Source organism: Pseudomonas sp. LBUM1660 (assembly GCF_059695935.1).
This window is the reverse complement of sequence record NZ_CP166795.1, coordinates 4,998,146-5,014,779: the sequence shown is the minus strand read 5'-3', so window position 1 is coordinate 5,014,779 and position 16,634 is coordinate 4,998,146. Positions and strand designations below refer to the sequence as shown.

At 57.4% G+C, this 16,634-nt stretch carries 21 protein-coding genes; 9 read left to right on the top strand and 12 right to left on the bottom strand.

Features of this window, described 5'->3' with window-relative positions:
• Positions 1-91 precede the first annotated feature (91 nt).
• The 5 genes from ACA068_RS23300 (at position 92) to grxD (ending at position 3,741) form a co-directional block, all read left to right on the top strand.
• Positions 92-298, top strand: a complete 207-nt coding sequence (locus ACA068_RS23300) for a hypothetical protein (RefSeq protein ID WP_094470898.1) — start codon at positions 92-94, stop codon at positions 296-298.
• Complete coding sequence (locus ACA068_RS23295) at positions 279-614, top strand: hypothetical protein (protein ID WP_497305089.1); 336 nt, start codon at positions 279-281, stop codon at positions 612-614. Before ACA068_RS23300 ends, ACA068_RS23295 begins: the two co-directional genes overlap by 20 nt.
• A 156-nt stretch (positions 615-770) precedes the next feature.
• The gene (gene plzR, locus ACA068_RS23290; RefSeq protein WP_497305087.1) at positions 771-1,061 is read left to right on the top strand and encodes a PlzR type 4 pili assembly inhibitor; all 291 of its coding nucleotides are present in this window, start codon (positions 771-773) and stop codon (positions 1,059-1,061) included.
• A 132-nt stretch (positions 1,062-1,193) separates the two neighbouring features.
• Positions 1,194-3,302, top strand: coding sequence for a molybdopterin oxidoreductase family protein (locus tag ACA068_RS23285; protein WP_497305085.1), 2,109 nt, complete (start codon positions 1,194-1,196; stop codon positions 3,300-3,302).
• A gap of 97 nt (positions 3,303-3,399) precedes the next feature.
• Positions 3,400-3,741, top strand: coding sequence for a Grx4 family monothiol glutaredoxin (gene grxD, locus ACA068_RS23280; protein WP_497305083.1), 342 nt, complete (start codon positions 3,400-3,402; stop codon positions 3,739-3,741).
• 174 nt (positions 3,742-3,915) lie between these two features.
• On the opposite strand, the gene bfr is transcribed toward grxD, so the two are convergent.
• Together bfr and ACA068_RS23270 are read right to left on the bottom strand one after the other, a co-directional pair.
• Complete coding sequence (gene bfr, locus ACA068_RS23275; protein ID WP_064679481.1) at positions 3,916-4,389, bottom strand: bacterioferritin; 474 nt, start codon at positions 4,387-4,389, stop codon at positions 3,916-3,918.
• A 199-nt stretch (positions 4,390-4,588) separates the two neighbouring features.
• The gene (locus ACA068_RS23270; protein WP_497305082.1) at positions 4,589-4,807 is read right to left on the bottom strand and encodes a bacterioferritin-associated ferredoxin; all 219 of its coding nucleotides are present in this window, start codon (positions 4,805-4,807) and stop codon (positions 4,589-4,591) included.
• 315 nt (positions 4,808-5,122) lie between these two features.
• Between ACA068_RS23270 and ACA068_RS23265 the strand changes: the two genes are divergently transcribed.
• Positions 5,123-5,725, top strand: coding sequence for a peroxiredoxin (locus ACA068_RS23265; RefSeq protein WP_109634439.1), 603 nt, complete (start codon positions 5,123-5,125; stop codon positions 5,723-5,725).
• 76 nt (positions 5,726-5,801) lie between these two features.
• On the opposite strand, the gene rnt is transcribed toward ACA068_RS23265, so the two are convergent.
• Positions 5,802-6,479 carry a ribonuclease T gene (rnt, locus tag ACA068_RS23260; RefSeq protein WP_064679478.1) on the bottom strand — a complete coding sequence of 226 codons (678 nt, stop codon included), beginning with the start codon at positions 6,477-6,479 and terminating at the stop codon, positions 5,802-5,804.
• Entirely contained in the window at positions 6,476-7,522 is a 1,047-nt protein-coding gene (pyrC, locus tag ACA068_RS23255; RefSeq protein ID WP_497305080.1) for a dihydroorotase, read from the bottom strand. Before pyrC ends, rnt begins: the two co-directional genes overlap by 4 nt.
• Positions 7,523-7,679: 157 nt before the next feature.
• Here pyrC and ACA068_RS23250 point away from each other — a divergent pair, with 157 nt between their 5' ends.
• Positions 7,680-8,588, top strand: a complete 909-nt coding sequence (locus ACA068_RS23250) for a flagellar protein MotY (protein WP_497305078.1) — start codon at positions 7,680-7,682, stop codon at positions 8,586-8,588.
• 129 nt (positions 8,589-8,717) lie between these two features.
• On the top strand, positions 8,718-9,935 hold the full coding sequence (locus ACA068_RS23245; protein ID WP_088422930.1) for an argininosuccinate synthase: 1,218 nt from the start codon (positions 8,718-8,720) through the stop codon (positions 9,933-9,935).
• Positions 9,936-10,120: 185 nt separating this feature from the next.
• Here the strand turns inward: ACA068_RS23245 and ACA068_RS23240 are convergent, their stop codons facing one another.
• Positions 10,121-10,687, bottom strand: a complete 567-nt coding sequence (locus tag ACA068_RS23240) for a hypothetical protein (RefSeq protein WP_497305076.1) — start codon at positions 10,685-10,687, stop codon at positions 10,121-10,123.
• 598 nt (positions 10,688-11,285) lie between these two features.
• On the opposite strand from ACA068_RS23240, the gene ACA068_RS23235 reads away from it, so the two are divergent.
• Positions 11,286-11,912, top strand: coding sequence for a response regulator transcription factor (locus ACA068_RS23235; protein ID WP_007943575.1), 627 nt, complete (start codon positions 11,286-11,288; stop codon positions 11,910-11,912).
• Positions 11,913-12,003: 91 nt separating this feature from the next.
• Here ACA068_RS23235 and ACA068_RS23230 read toward each other — a convergent pair whose 3' ends face one another.
• The 7 genes from ACA068_RS23230 to ACA068_RS23200 form a co-directional block, all read right to left on the bottom strand.
• Complete coding sequence (locus tag ACA068_RS23230; protein ID WP_339556444.1) at positions 12,004-12,183, bottom strand: PA3496 family putative envelope integrity protein; 180 nt, start codon at positions 12,181-12,183, stop codon at positions 12,004-12,006.
• A 107-nt stretch (positions 12,184-12,290) separates the two neighbouring features.
• A complete protein-coding gene (gene nth / locus ACA068_RS23225; RefSeq protein ID WP_497305074.1) occupies positions 12,291-12,929 on the bottom strand; it encodes an endonuclease III in 639 nt (212 codons plus the stop codon).
• A 25-nt stretch (positions 12,930-12,954) separates the two neighbouring features.
• Entirely contained in the window at positions 12,955-13,464 is a 510-nt protein-coding gene (locus tag ACA068_RS23220; RefSeq protein WP_497305072.1) for an Rnf-Nqr domain containing protein, read from the bottom strand.
• A complete protein-coding gene (locus ACA068_RS23215) occupies positions 13,457-14,068 on the bottom strand; it encodes an RnfABCDGE type electron transport complex subunit G (RefSeq protein WP_497305070.1) in 612 nt (203 codons plus the stop codon). Before ACA068_RS23215 ends, ACA068_RS23220 begins: the two co-directional genes overlap by 8 nt.
• Positions 14,065-15,048 (bottom strand): RnfABCDGE type electron transport complex subunit D, encoded by a 984-nt coding sequence (locus tag ACA068_RS23210; RefSeq protein ID WP_497305069.1) that lies wholly within the window; start codon positions 15,046-15,048, stop codon positions 14,065-14,067. Before ACA068_RS23210 ends, ACA068_RS23215 begins: the two co-directional genes overlap by 4 nt.
• Complete coding sequence (gene rsxB, locus ACA068_RS23205; RefSeq protein ID WP_497305067.1) at positions 15,035-16,051, bottom strand: electron transport complex subunit RsxB; 1,017 nt, start codon at positions 16,049-16,051, stop codon at positions 15,035-15,037. Before rsxB ends, ACA068_RS23210 begins: the two co-directional genes overlap by 14 nt.
• On the bottom strand, positions 16,048-16,617 hold the full coding sequence (locus tag ACA068_RS23200; RefSeq protein WP_497305065.1) for an Rnf-Nqr domain containing protein: 570 nt from the start codon (positions 16,615-16,617) through the stop codon (positions 16,048-16,050). The genes rsxB and ACA068_RS23200 overlap by 4 nt, the downstream gene beginning before the upstream one ends.
• Positions 16,618-16,634: the final 17 nt, after the last annotated feature.

Genomic DNA, 16,634 nt, shown 5'->3' with positions numbered 1-16,634 from the left:
TGCCGGGTATCGGACTGCGCTCAGGTAATATCTGCCCCGTTGCGGATTCTCGACTGAGCAAAGTCAAACACTCCCAGGGAGGGAGCGCTGTATGGCGATCAATAAACCCAGACACACTGGCCTTACACGTCTTCGTCGTGTTTCACCGGCGTTCGATATGGCTGTGATTTCTACGGTCATGGGCTTCGCGATTATCGCAAGTACGATTTACCCAGGCGTTCCGAGCGCAGTGGTTGGCGCCATCGTCGGCGCTTTTATCGGCGTGAAGAATTTCAGGGATGACGCGATTGCAGATTGATTCGACCCAGCTTTTGGTAGTGGGGGGATTGGTCGCAATTGGAATCTACCTGGGGGCTTCGCTACTCGCGCGATCGACGCCGGACCTGAAGCATGGAGCTGCCCTGGTGGTGGCGTGGTTCACCGTGGTGAGCGTCGTTGATATCGCTTTGCAGGTCTATCAAGCCGAGCCTCATCAACTGGGCATCCTGGCAAACCAGAAAGCGATCATCCTGATCGGGTCCGGCGTGATGCTTTGGCTGGCGGTCGGCGGAATCTGGACGGCCTTGACCTCACCTCTAAAAAAGAAGGCGTCGAAGATTTCTCAACCGCAGTAAGTCTGTCTGTGTGCTCGTACGTATTTTTTGACAAGGTCGTTTCGTGTCTTGTCTGTTGTTCAAGGCGCCGGCGGTCACCGTGTCTTGGATGAAACATTTGCTAATGCAAAGTGCTGGGTTATAACTAACTCACGAGTGACGCAGGAAGCCTTCGGAATGGAATCGAAAGAACCGCTATTAATGGAATTACTTGGCCTCACGGCCCGCTCCTTGACCCACCTCACCGCTTCCATGACGTCGATGTCCTTCGAATTGATGCGCAGTGAAGACGAAGTGACCAAGGCGGCCGGTCGACGCATGATCGATCGCATGGCAACCATCAGCACCGGGCTCGACGAGCATTGGCGACTGATCGGCGAGCTCACCGGCATACACATCGCCCAGGAACAGATCGAAACCATTCAGGAGATCCAGTTGCAGGCGCCGCCCAGGTTGCCGCCGAACTGAGGGTGCGTGGTCATCGGCTGGCCTGATGGTCGCCGATTCACAAGACGAACGTCGCTGGCGCAGTCGCGGGTCACGCGCCATAGTTTTGTTCCCGCGGCCGATATTGCCCGCCCAGAACAAAAGAGACTGGCCATGACCAAGACTCTCCATCACCGTGCCTGCCACCTGTGTGAAGCCATCTGCGGCCTGACCATCGAGACCTCCGAGGTCGAAGGCAATGGCGTGCAGATCACCTCAATCAAGGGCGACCCGCTGGACACGTTCAGTCGTGGGCACATCTGCCCCAAGGCGGTTGCCCTGCAAGACATCCAGAGCGATCCGGATCGCCTGCGTCAACCGATGTTGCGAGTGGGCAGCGAATGGCAGCCTATCGAGTGGGAAGACGCCTTCAGCCTTGTCGCCGAACGTCTGGCGGCGATTCAGGAGCATCACGGCCAGAACGCGGTGGCGGTTTATCAAGGCAACCCCAGCGTGCACAACTATGGGTTGATGACCCACAGCAATTATTTCCTGGGCCTGCTGAAAACCCGCAATCGGTTTTCCGCGACCTCGGTCGATCAGTTGCCTCATCACCTGACCAGCCATTTGATGTACGGCCACGGTCTGCTGCTGCCGATTCCGGACATCGACCACACCGATTTCATGTTGATCCTCGGTGGCAATCCCCTGGCCTCCAATGGCAGCATCATGACCGTGCCGGATGTGGAGAAGCGCCTGAAGGCAATTCAGGCCCGGGGCGGAAAAGTGGTGGTGGTCGATCCGCGCCGCAGCGAAACGGCAGCGATGGCCGATCAGCATCTGTTCGTGCGCCCCGGTGGCGATGCGGCGCTGTTGTTCGGGTTGCTCAATACCTTGTTCGCCGAAGGCCTGACCCGCGACAGCCATTTGCCGGTAGACGGTCTGGATGAAGTCCGTCAGGCGATCGCCACATTCACTGCCGACACCATGAGCCCCTTGTGCGCGGTGCCGGCAGAACAGATTCGCCAACTGGCCCGGGATTTCGCGGCGGCGCCGACAGCGGTGTGCTATGGCCGGATGGGGGTTTCGACCCAGGCCTTCGGCACGCTGTGTCATTGGCTGGTGCAATTGATCAACCTGGTCACCGGCAACCTCGACCGCGTCGGCGGTGCGTTGTGCACCGAACCTGCGGTGGACCTGGTGGCCTCGACGTCGGGCGGGCATTTCAATCTGTGGCAGAGCCGCGTGTCCGGGCGTCCCGAGTACGGCGGCGAGTTGCCGGTGTCGGCGCTGGCTGAAGAGATGCTGACGGGCGGGGAAGGGCAGGTCCGTGCGCTGATCACCGTGGCCGGCAATCCGGTGCTGTCCACGCCCAATGGCCGGCAGTTGGAGCAGGCGCTGGACGGTCTGGAGTTCATGGTCAGCATCGACCTTTACATCAATGAAACCACGCGTTATGCCGACCTGATCCTGCCGTCGACTTCGGCACTGGAAAACGACCACTACGACACCACGTTCAACATGTTCGCGGTGCGAAACGTAACCCGTTTCAATCGGGCGATTTTGGCGAAGCCAGAAGGCGCGTTGCATGACTGGGAGATCTTTGTCGGTCTGGCTCAGGCGTTCGCGGCGAAGACCGGCAAGGAGCTGAAACCGACCATTGCACCGGCGCAGATGATCGATCGTGGGCTGCGGATGGGGCTGTATGGCGATGCCTCGGAGCACAAGCTTTCGTTGGCGACGCTGTTCGATCACCCGCACGGCGTCGATCTGGGCGCGCTCAAATCAAACCTGGCGCTACGCCTGAAAACTGCCAATCAGCGAGTCCAGGCCGCGCCGGCTGCGATTCTCGCCGACCTGGCCCGCTTCGCCGCGCTGCAAGCACCGGCCGCCGACGAATTGCTGATGATTGGTCGTCGCCATGTGCGCAGCAACAACTCGTGGATGCACAACTATCACCGTCTGGTGAAGGGCAAGCCGCGTCATCAATTGCTGATGCACCCGGATGACCTGGCTAGCCGTGGACTCGGTGATGGGCAGCGCGTGCGTGTCAGTTCGCGGGTCGGCGTGATCGAAGTGGAGGTGGTCGCCAGCCTGGACATGATGAAAGGCGTGGTCAGCCTGCCTCACGGCTGGGGCCATGCGCGTCCGGGCGTGCAGATGACGATCGCCAGTAGTCAACCGGGCTCCAGCGCCAATGACTTGACCGATGAATGTCAGCTCGACGAGTTGTCGGGGAATGCGGCGTTGAACGGTGTTCCGGTAACGGTGGCGGCGGCTTGATTGTGTCTATCGGGGAGACCGAGCATGGCGCTCGGGTTTCCGTTACAATGCGCCACCGTGCCGACCTCTGAGTCGGAAAGTTCAGCCGAGGTGCTCCATGGATATCATCGAAACGATTAAAGAGCAGATTGCTAACAACACCATTCTGCTTTACATGAAAGGTTCGCCGAATGCCCCGCAGTGTGGCTTCTCCGCGAAAGCCGCGCAGGCCGTGATGGCATGTGGTGAAAAGTTTGCTTACGTGGACATCCTGCAGAACCCGGAAATCCGCGCCAACCTGCCGAAATACGCCAACTGGCCAACCTTCCCGCAACTGTGGGTCGGTGGTGAGCTGGTCGGCGGTAGCGACATCATGACTGAGATGGCTGGTGACGGTTCGTTGCAGACCACGATCAAGGCGGCTGTTGAAGCGGCTGCTGCCAACAAGACCGAAGCCTGACCCGGTACCTGTAGGAGCGAAGCTTGCTCGCGAAAGCGGTACAACATTCAGCACATAAGTTGACTGGACTACCGCTTTCGCGAGCAAGCTTCGCTCCTACAGGGGCATTAAAAAGCCCCGCCTCTATAAAAGAGTGCGGGGCTTTTTTATGTCTCGAGTTCAGCAGGCGCTAACTTACTCTTCGCCCATCTGCGATTGCAGATAGTTCTCAAGACCGACTTTATCGATCAGGCCCAGTTGGGTTTCCAGCCAGTCGATGTGTTCTTCTTCGGACTCAAGGATATCTTCGAGCAATTCACGGCTACCGAAGTCACCAACGGTTTCGCAATGAGCGATGGCAACCTTGAGGTCGGCATGACCGGTTTTTTCGATACGCAGGTCGCACTCAAGCATTTCCTGGGTGTGTTCGCCGATCTGCAGCTTGCCTAGGTCCTGGACGTTCGGCAGGCCTTCGAGAAACAGGATGCGCTTGATCAGCTTGTCCGCGTGTTTCATCTCGTCGATGGATTCGTGGTATTCGTGCTTGCCGAGCTTGTTCAGACCCCAATCTTCGTACATGCGCGCATGCAGAAAGTATTGATTGATCGCGACCAGCTCATTGGCAAGGATCTTGTTGAGATGCTGGATGACTGTAATGTCGCCTTTCATGATGGGGTCCTGCCCTGTATTAGCTGTCTATAAAGCAGAGTTTGAGCCGCACAACTAAGAGTGTCAAACCTAAGTTATTGAAACTTAAGTGAAAATTAATCGGAATAAGAATGTTTGTGTTCCGCGTCTAGAGCGTAAGCGGTTGATTTCCAGACATAAAAAAACCGGACATCAAGTCCGGTTCTTTGGAATACGGTATTTACGCGGCAGTAAATTCTACAGGGAAAGGAATCGCAGCCTGGGTCGATTGCAATTTGGTCAGGGTTTCACGCACCACTTCCTTGGCAAGGCAGGCGCATTTACCGCATTGGCTGGCTACGCCGGTAGCCTGACGGACTTCCTTGTAGCTGCAGCAACCTTCATAGATTGCATCGCGGATTTGACCGTCGGTGACGCCAGTGCAGAGGCAAACATACATAAGCTAAGAACCGTCGCTGGTGGTGACTCAGTTGCGATGGATCTTAATGTTAACGAGAATGATTGTCAAAGTGGTTTCTGAAAGCTTTGCGTTATAAGCGCGTATGACTGACGAACGGTTTTCATCCAGGCATCTGCCATTACCTGCCGCGATGGCCAATTTGGTGCGCCGATGAAAAACCGTTGAGGACAGCTGAAAAACGCCGTGTATGATGGTCGGTCCTTGCGAAGGGGGTCGTGTCACAGGGCTGTCGCCTGAGGGTGGCAGGCTGACGCGAACCCAGTTCTTCACGATATATAGACCAGGAGATATTCAATGAGCGTACTCGTAGGCAAACAAGCCCCGGACTTCACCGTACCTGCCGTCCTCGGCAATGGCGAAATCGTAGACAGCTACACCTTGTCCTCGGCCATCAAAGGAAAATACGGCCTGGTGTTCTTCTACCCACTGGACTTCACTTTCGTTTGCCCATCCGAGCTGATCGCTCTGGACAACCGTATGGCTGACTTCAAGGCGCGTAACGTAGAAGTGGTCGCGGTGTCGATCGATTCGCACTTCACCCACAACGCATGGCGCAACACTCCGGTGAACAATGGCGGTATCGGCCAGGTTCGTTACACCATGGCTGCCGACATGAAGCACGAAATCGCCAAGGCCTACGACGTTGAGTCCGAAGGCGGTGTGGCTTTCCGTGGCGCGTTCCTGATCGACGACAAAGGCATTGTCCGTTCGCAGATCATCAACGACCTGCCGCTGGGCCGTAACATGGAAGAGCTGATCCGTCTGGTCGACGCGCTGCAATTCCACGAAGAGCACGGCGAAGTTTGCCCTGCCAACTGGAAAAAAGGCGACAAAGGCATGACCGCTTCGACCGAAGGCGTCGCGGCTTACCTGACCGAGAACGCTGCGGCGCTGTAAGCCCAAGCGTCAGGCATAAAAAAACCGGCCGATGAGGCCGGTTTTTTTATGGGCGGGATAAACCCAGCGACCGGAATCAGTCGTTGAAGTCTTCCCAGCCGCCCATTTGTTTCCAGCGATTGACGATGCCGCAGAACAGCTCGGCCGTCTTCTCGGTGTCGTAGCGCGCCGAGTGAGCCTCTCGACCGTCGAAGTCGATGTCCGCCGCCTGGCAAGCCTTGGCCAGCACGGTTTGACCGTAAGCCAGGCCAGCGAGGGTCGCGGTATCGAAACTGGAGAATGGATGAAACGGGTTACGTTTCATGTCCAGGCGTGCGACAGCAGCGTTAAGGAAACCCAGGTCGAAGCTGCTGTTGTGCCCGACCAGAATCGCCCGTTTGCAGCCGTTGGCTTTCAGGGCCTTGCGGATACCGCGGAAAATATCGGTCAGGGCTGCTTCCTCGCTCACCGCCATGCGCAGCGGGTGATCGAGTTTGATCCCGGTGAACTCCAGCGCGGCCGCTTCAATGTTCGCGCCTTCAAAAGGTTCGACACGGAAGAAATAGGTGTGATCGGGGTACACAAAGCCTTTTTCATCCATGGCGATCGTGGTCGCGGCGATCTCCAGCAGGGCGTCAGTGGCAGAGTTGAAACCACCGGTTTCAACGTCGACAACAACTGGCAGGTACCCACGGAAGCGCTCAGCCATCGGGTGGCGCGAACCACCTCCGCCGCCTTGACCGTCCTGTTCGTCGTCGAAATGGTCTTCACTCACGCGTGTTCCTCCAGCAGGCGCCAGCGCAGTTTTTCACCGGCGCGCAGCGGGATTACGGTCAGCTCGCCAAATGGCAGGCTGGTTGGGGCGGTCCACTCATCGCGGACCAGGGTGATGCGATCGGTGTTCACCGGCAGGCCGTAGAAGCGCGGGCCGTTGAGGCTGGCGAAGGCTTCGAGCTTGTCCAGCGCGTTGCGTTGTTCGAAGGCTTCGGCGTACATCTCGATCGCCGCATAAGCGGTGTAGCAGCCGGCACAGCCGCAAGCCGCTTCTTTGGCGTGCTGGGCGTGAGGTGCCGAGTCGGTGCCGAGGAAGAACTTGTCGCTGCCGCTGGTGGCGGCGTCGAGCAGGGCTTCCTGGTGGGTATTGCGCTTGAGTATCGGCAGGCAATAGAAGTGCGGCCGAATCCCGCTCACCAGCATGTGATTGCGGTTGTACAGCAGGTGATGCGCGGTGATGGTCGCGCCAACGTTGGCCGAAGCCTCATTGACGAACTGCACGGCGTCCGCGGTGGTGATGTGTTCAAACACCACTTTGAGCGTCGGGAAACGCTCGACCACACGACGCATATGCTCATCGATGAAGATTTTTTCGCGGTCGAACACATCGACATCGCCGCGGGTGACTTCACCGTGAATCAACAAGGGCATCCCGACGTCGGCCATGGCCTCGAGTGCAGGGAAGATCTTGTCGATACTGGTGACGCCAGAGTCCGAGTTGGTGGTCGCGCCGGCCGGGTACAGCTTGGCAGCGTGAATGAAGCCGCTGGCCTTGGCCTCGCGAATTTCTTCGGGCTGGGTACGATCGGTCAGGTACAGCACCATCAACGGTTCGAAACGACTGCCGGCCGGGCGTGCAGCGAGAATCCGCTGGCGATAGGCGTCGGCTTCAGCGGCGTTACGCACCGGAGGTACCAGGTTGGGCATGATGATGGCGCGACCAAAGGTGCGCGCGACATCCGCAACGGTATTGGTCAACACAGCACCATCGCGAAGATGAATATGCCAGTCGTCGGGACGCAGCAGGGTCAGGCGGTCGGACATGAGGGGATTCCAGGCGGGTCAAACTCTGGGGAATGCTACCGGAAAAGACTCTCTCAGGCACTCGCTATCAAGTTTTGCAGGAAGCTTCCGATATCCAACAGGTATGCCGGAAATATGTGTGTCGGTCTTTTTGTTGTAGAAGCCAGTGGAGCCTCCCGTGCGCCAGCGTTATTTAGCCTTGCTCAGTGTGTTTGCCAGCCTCCCTGCGATGGCGCTCACTTTCCAGACACGTCTGGAGAGCATCGAGTGGACGGTCGAAGGTGACAAGTTCGAATGCCGCCTGACTCAACCGATCACCGATTTCGGTTCGGGTGAATTCGTGCGCCGCGCCGGCGAGCAGGCGACGTTTCGTCTCAAAGCCTACAACGCGATGATCGGCGGCGGTTCAGCGACCCTGCTGGCGGCCGCTGCGCCGTGGCAACCGGGACGTGGCGACATCAACCTGGGTTCGGTGAGAATCGGCAGCGGCAACGTGTTGTTCAACAGTTCGCAAGTTCAGGCCGGACGCCTGATCAGCGGGTTGATGGACGGCCGCAGTCCGGTCATCCGGCATTCCTCTGGCGATGGCCGCGTCTCTGAAGTGCGCCTGTTGCCGGTCAAGTTCAGTAAGGCCTTCAACGACTATCAGGGCTGCGTGGCGAAACTGCTGCCGAAGAATTTCGAGCAGGTCAAACAGTCCGAGATCGGCTTCCCGGGTGAAGGCTTCGATCTCGATCCGCAAGCCAAGGCGCAGTTGCAGGTGATGCTGGAGTTCATGAAGGCGGATCCGACGGTCAATCACATCGAACTCGACGGACACTCCGACAACAGCGGCAATCGCCTGACCAACCGCGAGCTGTCACGCCGTCGGGCGTTGGCGGTAATGGACTATTTCAAAGCCAATGGCATTCAGGAATCGCAGGTCACCCTGCGTTTCCACGGTGAGCGCTACCCTGTGGCGCCGAACACCAACGCGACCAACCGCGCGAAGAATCGTCGGGTCGCCGTGCGCCTGGAGCGGGTGGCCCCGACCGAGAAAGTCGCGCCTCAAACCACGACGCCGGGAAGCTCTTCGGCGACCTCCTGAGTTCGCTGAATTCGTCGCTCGCTCGACAGAATCTGTCGCTTCGTCGTCATAAGCTGTCGCGCCTCTGTAAATTATTCCGTATGACCGGTAGACTTCACGGCTTTCCGTAGAACCCCGTGGAGTGATGGCATGGCGGACGTAAACAAGGTCGTTCTGGCGTATTCCGGCGGCCTGGACACTTCGGTGATCCTCAAGTGGCTGCAGGATACTTATAACTGTGAAGTGGTGACCTTTACCGCTGACCTGGGTCAGGGCGAAGAGGTCGAACCTGCACGCGCCAAGGCTCAGGCCATGGGCGTGAAAGAGATCTACATCGACGATTTGCGCGAAGAATTCGTGCGCGATTTCGTTTTCCCGATGTTCCGCGCCAACACCGTTTACGAAGGCGAGTACCTGCTGGGTACTTCCATCGCTCGTCCGTTGATCGCCAAACGCCTGATCGAAATCGCCAACGAAACCGGCGCTGACGCCATTTCCCACGGCGCCACCGGCAAGGGTAACGACCAGGTTCGTTTCGAACTGGGCGCCTACGCCTTGAAGCCCGGGGTGAAAGTGATCGCTCCGTGGCGCGAATGGGACCTGCTCTCCCGTGAAAAGCTGATGGATTATGCTGAAAAGCACAACATCCCGATCGAGCGCCATGGCAAGAAAAAATCTCCGTACTCGATGGATGCCAACCTGCTGCACATCTCCTATGAAGGCGGCGTGCTGGAAGACACCTGGACCGAGCACGAAGAAGACATGTGGAAATGGACCGTCTCTCCGGAGAACGCTCCTGACAAGGCACAGTACCTGGAACTGACCTACCGCAACGGCGACATCGTGGCACTGGACGGCGTCGAAATGACCCCGGCCACCGTGCTGGCGACCCTGAACCGTATCGGTGGCGAACACGGTATCGGCCGTCTCGACATCGTCGAGAACCGTTACGTGGGCATGAAGTCCCGTGGCTGCTACGAAACCCCTGGCGGCACCATCATGCTGCGCGCGCACCGTGCGATCGAATCGATCACCCTGGACCGCGAAGTGGCTCACCTCAAAGACGAGCTGATGCCTAAATACGCCAGCCTGATCTACACCGGTTACTGGTGGAGCCCTGAGCGTCTGATGTTGCAACAGATGATCGATGCGTCCCAGGCACACGTGAACGGTGTTGTGCGCCTGAAGCTGTACAAGGGCAATGTGATCGTCACCGGTCGCAAGTCCGACGAATCGTTGTTCGATGCCAACATCGCGACCTTCGAAGAAGACGGCGGCGCCTACAACCAGGCCGACGCGGCGGGCTTTATCAAGCTCAACGCCTTGCGCATGCGCATTGCTGCGAACAAAGGCCGGAAGCTTTTCTGAGACCTTTGAAGCTGCAACGACGGTAATGGAAATGTGGCCTTGTCGGTGACAAGGCCACAATTCTGAAAAGAGGGATTTATCCTGCCGGGTATCATGTTTCAACATTCTTGTTGTTGTTACAAATAAGCTTTCGTCTGCTTTTGCTCTCCGATTGTCCTTCGAGAGCTTTCTTCTGCTATCGGTACTCAAGCCATAGTCGTCATGCCATGTGAGCTCAGATTGTAAGCAACCCAGAACGTCGTGCTGCTGCGTTTCCTGGTCTGTTTCGAATGCTTGAGTGCGCCTTCCTTCAACAATGCTTCTGAATCAGTACACGTGAGAAACACGATCACGCGCGCAGGATTTTCCTGTGGTTGCTGGGCCTTTTCCATCAAGGTGTTGAAGTCCATTTTGTTGCTCATCCATCGTGCATCGACGATGTGCAGATCCTTTAGCAACACCGTTGCGCGTAAGTGGTGCTCCAAATGCTCGGGTGTATTGACTTGCGAGTGATCGACATCGGCCATGGCCTTGATGAAATGCTTGCCTTTCTCAAAATCAGAGGGCGCGTAAAGCGATCGATAGTTGAAGTTGAGTGTGACGAAGAATAGAAAGAGCAAGTAAAAGGGGAAGCTGATAAGAAACCAGATGTAGATCTCTCGTTCCTTATTGTCGAGAAAGGGAAGAGAAATAGCCGCTGAAGTTTCAGACAGTGTTGCGAATATCGCAATGATTGTCATGGGGTTGGAGATTCTTGTTTTGAGTTTGCTCATGTTGTTTGCTCATGAAAGATTGTCTGTTCTCGATCGATTTATGGAGAGGTTTCGGGTTTTGGTAAATCGCTGTAGTCGGGAAGATAGTCTGCTGTTTTGGTGGCGTCCTTTTAGTTGGTTAATTAATGGGTGTCATAGTAGCTGTATTGTTTTAGCTTCGGGTATTTTTGTTGTTCTTGTTTTAATAAGTTTAAGGTTAAATGCTGTTTCTGAAGTGTTGCTTGATGTAAGGCCTGTTGTAATGGGTTTAGTGGGTAAGTCTGGATTTTAACGAACAGGTGTGAATGTTGGCTTGACAATATCGGTTACTTTTTAAGCGTAGCTCAATCGCCAGCGTTTGTCGGACCCTTCGGCCAGCCGCTGGTTTCTTTGATTTCCTGATGTAAATCGATACAAAAACAGTTTTAAAAGCACCGCGCTGACGGGGCGGTAAAATTTAAGACACACAGTATTCGTGTGATTTTTGTAAGACATGTCCTGCTTGTTTGTAGGGAATGTCTCTCGCTGCGGGTGGCCGAGGGGGCCGGCATGCCATGGATGAAACGACTAGGCTATTGTGCGGGCTCTAAAAATTCGAACAGCGGAATTGGACTTGCCCATGAATAAAGTGCTGATCGTGGATGATCACCCCGTCATTCGTCTTGCGGTACGTATGCTGATGGAGCGCCATGGCTACGAAGTCATTGCAGAAACAGATAACGGTGTGGATGCGTTACAACTTGCCCGCGAACTTATGCCGGATATTGTCATTCTGGATATTGGAATACCGAAGCTGGACGGGTTGGAAGTCATTGCGCGTCTGACATCAACGGCGATGCCTCTTAAAGTGCTGATATTGACCTCTCAGGCCCCTGGACATTTTTCCATGCGTTGCATGCAATCGGGGGCCGCCGGGTATGTCTGCAAACAACAGGATCTCACTGAGTTGCTCAGTGCGATAAAAGCCGTACTCTCGGGCTACAGCTACTTTCCGAATCAAGCGCTGCACACCGTTCGCTCCAGTCTCGGGAATGCCAGTGAAGCCGATATGGTGGATCGTCTGTCCGGGCGCGAAATGATGGTGTTGCAACAGTTGGCTCGAGGAAAGACAAACAAGGAGATTGCCGATGGAATGTTTCTCAGCAATAAAACGGTCAGTACTTACAAGACACGCCTGTTGTTGAAACTCAATGCTCGCTCTTTGGTTGATCTGATCGAACTCGCTCAACGTAATGGACTGGTATGAACCCACTGGCGATTGACGAGGCGCGATGAAAGGGCGTTCATCAGGGATCGGCACTCAGTAAAAAGCCTCCGTTTCGGGAGGCTTTTAGGTGTCAAAGGTCAAAATCGTAATCGGCCAATTGCTTTTGCAGTCGGCGCTCCTCCAGCAGATTGTCGATGGTGCGGCGTTTGCTCAGGTTGGTCTTTGCCACTTCAACCACCGGTTCAGCTTCATCGGCCTCAACGGGTGTGAAGTCGTCTTCTACGTCCAATTGCTCTTTGCCAGTGCTCATAAAGTTAACTCCAGGCTAAGACTGCCTTTGGCGCTCCTTATATCGACAAACTCCCGGCGGGTAAAAAAGATTTTTTCAATCGATGGATCAATAAATCTAATAGCGCCTCAATCGTCCGAGGTCTTTTGCTTGTATTCGCACAGGTCTTCGATCCGGCAGCTCCCGCAACGAGGCTTGCGGGCGAGGCAAACGTAGCGTCCATGAAGGATCAGCCAATGGTGTGAATCGAGCAGGTATTGCTTGGGGACAAACTTCATCAGCTTCATCTCCACCTCGACCACGTTTTTGCCCGGTGCAATGCCTGTGCGGTTGCTGACCCGGAAAATGTGGGTGTCCACGGCCATGGTCAGTTGCCGGAAGGCGGTATTGAGCACCACGTTGGCGGTCTTGCGGCCGACGCCGGGCAGCGCTTCCAGTTCCTCTCGGGTTTGCGGAACCTCGCCGTCATGGCGCTCCACCAGCAAACGACAGGTTTCGATCACGTTTTTCGCTTTGCTGTTGAACAGGCCGATGGTCTTGATGTATTCCGACAGCCCTTCGACCCCCAAGGCATGAATCGCCGCCGGCGTATTGGCCACGGGGTAGAGTTTGGCGGTGGCCTTGTTCACGCCGACATCGGTCGACTGGGCGGACAGAATGACGGCAATCAGCAATTCGAACGGCGAGGAATAAGCCAGTTCGGTCTTCGGTTCCGGGTTGTCTTCGTGAAGCCTGCGGAAAATTTCCAGACGTTTTGCGGCATTCATGGACAGTGCGTTTCCTCGAAATCGATCAGTGTAAGGGAGTCGGTCGGTGCCAGGCCTGCCAGACGGCGATCAGCAGTCCCAAGAGAATGAATCCGCCAGGGACCAGCGTGGCCAGGTGCAGGCCACCGTTGCCAATGACCTCGCGCAGCAGGCCTAGGCTCACCATCAGCGCGCCAAACAGGCCACACAAGCGCAGGCGATCAAGCCGCGACTCCTGGAAAAAACCATTGTGTTCCAGCGCCACGCATTGCACGGCGATCAATCCTGCATAAATCCCCACGTGCTGATGCCATTGAAGTGACCCGACCTGCGCGGCCAATTCCGCGCAACTGGTTAACGTGGCGGCCAACAGGATGCTCGCAAGCAAGCGAGTGGACGGGATCAGCCGTGATCGCAGGGCGGCCATGCTGACGTCATAGGCATTGATCACCACGAAGAACATCAGCCACAGGCCGAGGGCGGTCAGCCAGGCGTCCGTAGCGCCGATCAGAGGCGCAAGCATCAGAGCGTTGCGCAGTGTCGATGTCTTATTCATGCGCGCTGCTCCCGATCAGCTGTTGTGGGTGTTCGTCGAAGAAACGCAATACGTCATGAACGGCACTGATCACCGCTCGTGAAGTAATGGTCGCGCCCGCTATCTGATCAAATTGGCCCTGGTCTTTTTTCAAGGCCCAGCCCGTGTCACCGGGGTCGGCTCGGGACTTGCCGGTAAACACCTGGAGCCAGGCATTGGGCCAGTCTGCGATCTTGCCGCCCAGTGCAGGGGTTTCCGATTGCTTGAGGGTCTTGACCCCCAGCAACTTGCCATTTGCGCCGATGGCGATCAGCAGCTCGATGGAGCCCTCGTAACCCAGGGTCTGGCTGCGCAGCAATACCACGCTCGGATGGCCGGCCTTAGTCGCCAGATAGCCGCCCAGCAGCGTGCTGTTTGGTAGCCGGATGCTTTCGAGGGCGAGTGGCTGGTCCAGCGGTTGATTGTCGTAGCTGTCTGGCGGTAGCAGGTCCAGCAGGTTGCGGCTGTCGATCGAGCGCTGTTGCGCACTGATGCGCGGTTCGCTGGCGTGTTGCACGAAGTACGTCACGCCAATCCCCAGCCCGGCCAGCAGCACCAGACACACAACGCTCGTCGCTCGGTTCATGGGGCAATCTGCTCCTGCCTGGACGCAACTAACCGCTCCAGCGCCGGGACGCAAAGGTTCATCAGCAACACGGCAAACGCCAGGCCGTCCGGGTAACCGCCCCAGGTACGAATCAGGTAGGTCAATAATCCCACGCCGGCACCGAACAACAGTCGGGTACCGGGGCTTTTCGCGCCGGACACCGGCTCGGTGGCAATAAAGAATGCACCCAGCATGGTCGCGCCGGTTAGCAGGTGAAACAGCGGCGAGCCATGGGAGTCGGAGCCCGAACCGTTCCAGCACAGCAGGCTGATGATGAACAGGCTGGCGAGCATGCCGACCGGGGCGTGCCAGGTGAACACCCGCCGTTGCAGAAGAAACGCGCCGCCGGCGAGAAAGGCCAGATTGACCCATTCCACACCGCGTCCGCCAAAATGGCCAAACGCCGCGTTGCTCACGAAGAGTTCATCCATGGTCAGGCTTTTGTTGATCCGCAGGCTGTCCAGCGCCGTGGCCTGGACCCAGGCATCTGGCGCCTGGCCGAAGCCGAAGATCTGTTGCAAGCCACCGAGCAGACTCATGCCGTGGGACGACGGCCACAGGGTCATGTGCTGGGGAAAGGTCACCAGCACCAGGGCAAAACCGAGCATCGCCGGGTTGAACGGATTCTTGCCGACGCCACCGTATAGGTGTTTGCCGAGCAACGCGAACGCCACCGCACTGACCGTCAGCCACCATGGGCAATAAGGAGGCAGGGCCAGGGCCAGCAACGTCGCGCTGACGAGGGCGCTGCCATCGCTCAAGGTCGGTTTGATCGATTGCTTGCGCAGTTGCAATACCGCGGCTTCAACCGCCAATGCGGTCACGATCGCCAGCATCAGGTTGATCAATACGCCCCAGCCATATAACCAGAACAGCGCCAGCATCCCCGGCACCGTGGCCAGCAACACCAGCTTCATGGCCTGCTGAAGGCGCTCGTCCACCGATTCAAGGGGCGACATAGGCATCCACCTGACGCTCGGCGTCCGTCACCGCGCGTTCCAGCGCTGCAATCTGTTCAGCCGAAGCTTCGCCGGTTCGCGCCTTGTTGAGTTCGGCGCGGCGCATGGCCAGCTGGATCTTCGCCCGTTTCAGTTCGGCATCCTTCGCTGGTGCGGCCGGTGCCGGTGCCGGGATTGACGGCGCGCTGCTTTCCAGCTTCGCCAATGCTTGCTCCGCCACTTCGAACTGCTGTTGCAGCACGATCAGTTGCGACTGCTGCTCGAAGGTCGGCGGATGTCCGAACGCCTTGAGCGACTTGTTCAGTTGCGCACGACTCATCGCCAGGTCGATCTTGGCTTTTTTCAACGCTGCATCGGCGTTTGCCGCTTTCTGCGCGCGCACTCGCTCAAGCGCGGCCTGAACCGGGTCGAGCGTCGGCACTTCGTTGTGCTGCACGGCGCGTTGGGCGCGGGCCTGGCGTTCGGCGAGCTTCTGCTCTTCCTCACGGCGCAAGCGGGCGTTGCGCTGTTCGAAGCGACGCCGCGCATGATTGCGTTTGGCGGTGCGCGCCTGTTGTTCCTCAAGGCTGAACGCCAGGCCACCGACAATCGGCAGCACCGTGGCCAAGGGCAGTGGCCGCATTTCGATGCAATCCACCGGGCACGGCGCGACACACAGGTCGCAACCGGTGCATTCGTCGATGATCACCGTGTGCATCAATTTGGCAGCGCCGACGATGGCATCCACCGGGCACGCCTGGATGCACTTGGTGCAACCGATGCATTCGGCTTCGCGGATGTAAGCGATCTGCGCCGGTGCCGAGCCGCGACTGACGTCCAGTTCCAGCACCGGTACTTTCAGCAACGCAGCCAGCGCCGAGATGGTTTCGCTGCCCCCTGGCGGGCACTTGTTGATCGGCTCGCCGCTGGCGATACCTTCGGCGTAAGGCTTGCATCCGGGATGGCCGCACTTGCCGCATTGGGTCTGGGGCAAGATGGCGTCGATGCGTTGAATCAGACTCATGTTTTGATCAGCCCGCTGAATCCGAGAAAAGCCACTGCGATCAGTCCGGCGCCGATCAACTCGATCGGCAGGCCACGAAAGGGCAGGGGGACATCGTTATCGAGAGTGCGCTGGCGCAAGTCGCTGAACAGACTCAGCACCAGCCAGAACCCCAGCCCGGCGCCGAGGTACAGGGCAGTGGCATGAAAGAATCCCTGGTCGTGCGTGGTGTTGAACAATGTCAGCCCAAGCACGCCCGCATTGCCCAGCAGCAGCGGCCAGAGGCCATCGAACGCAATCCTGGGCAGTAACCGCGACAGCAACTTCAGCAGTGGGCCAATCAACAGGACGCTCAATGGCAGGAACACGAAAAGGCGCAGCGAGGTCAGTTCCAGCGGCACCAGCAGCCAGTGATAGGCCGAGTAGCTCAACATGCCGACAATCAGCATCAGACACGTCGTCGCAATACCCAATGCATGAACCTGATCGCGCTCGCTGCCCAGCAGCGGATCGACGCCCAGCGGCCAGTGCAACACGAGGTTGTTGATCAGGGCAGCGCTGATAAGCGTAAGAAACATCTCGGTCATGATCGTGCCGGTAGAAA

Bases quoted from the DNA above. Each gene is read 5' to 3' on its own strand.
- ACA068_RS23300 (WP_094470898.1), top strand. From the start codon at position 92: ATGGCGATCAATAAACCCAGACACACTGGCCTTACACGTCTTCGTCGT.
- ACA068_RS23295 (WP_497305089.1), top strand. From the start codon at position 279: ATGACGCGATTGCAGATTGATTCGACCCAGCTTTTGGTAGTGGGGGGA.
- plzR (WP_497305087.1), top strand. From the start codon at position 771: ATGGAATCGAAAGAACCGCTATTAATGGAATTACTTGGCCTCACGGCC.
- ACA068_RS23285 (WP_497305085.1), top strand. From the start codon at position 1,194: ATGACCAAGACTCTCCATCACCGTGCCTGCCACCTGTGTGAAGCCATC.
- grxD (WP_497305083.1), top strand. From the start codon at position 3,400: ATGGATATCATCGAAACGATTAAAGAGCAGATTGCTAACAACACCATT.
- bfr (WP_064679481.1), bottom strand. From the start codon at position 4,389: ATGAAAGGCGACATTACAGTCATCCAGCATCTCAACAAGATCCTTGCC.
- ACA068_RS23270 (WP_497305082.1), bottom strand. From the start codon at position 4,807: ATGTATGTTTGCCTCTGCACTGGCGTCACCGACGGTCAAATCCGCGAT.
- ACA068_RS23265 (WP_109634439.1), top strand. From the start codon at position 5,123: ATGAGCGTACTCGTAGGCAAACAAGCCCCGGACTTCACCGTACCTGCC.
- pyrC (WP_497305080.1), bottom strand. From the start codon at position 7,522: ATGTCCGACCGCCTGACCCTGCTGCGTCCCGACGACTGGCATATTCAT.
- ACA068_RS23245 (WP_088422930.1), top strand. From the start codon at position 8,718: ATGGCGGACGTAAACAAGGTCGTTCTGGCGTATTCCGGCGGCCTGGAC.
- ACA068_RS23240 (WP_497305076.1), bottom strand. From the start codon at position 10,687: ATGAGCAAACTCAAAACAAGAATCTCCAACCCCATGACAATCATTGCG.
- ACA068_RS23235 (WP_007943575.1), top strand. From the start codon at position 11,286: ATGAATAAAGTGCTGATCGTGGATGATCACCCCGTCATTCGTCTTGCG.
- ACA068_RS23230 (WP_339556444.1), bottom strand. From the start codon at position 12,183: ATGAGCACTGGCAAAGAGCAATTGGACGTAGAAGACGACTTCACACCC.
- nth (WP_497305074.1), bottom strand. From the start codon at position 12,929: ATGAATGCCGCAAAACGTCTGGAAATTTTCCGCAGGCTTCACGAAGAC.
- ACA068_RS23220 (WP_497305072.1), bottom strand. From the start codon at position 13,464: ATGAATAAGACATCGACACTGCGCAACGCTCTGATGCTTGCGCCTCTG.
- ACA068_RS23215 (WP_497305070.1), bottom strand. From the start codon at position 14,068: ATGAACCGAGCGACGAGCGTTGTGTGTCTGGTGCTGCTGGCCGGGCTG.
- ACA068_RS23210 (WP_497305069.1), bottom strand. From the start codon at position 15,048: ATGTCGCCCCTTGAATCGGTGGACGAGCGCCTTCAGCAGGCCATGAAG.
- rsxB (WP_497305067.1), bottom strand. From the start codon at position 16,051: ATGAGTCTGATTCAACGCATCGACGCCATCTTGCCCCAGACCCAATGC.
- ACA068_RS23200 (WP_497305065.1), bottom strand. From the start codon at position 16,617: ATGACCGAGATGTTTCTTACGCTTATCAGCGCTGCCCTGATCAACAAC.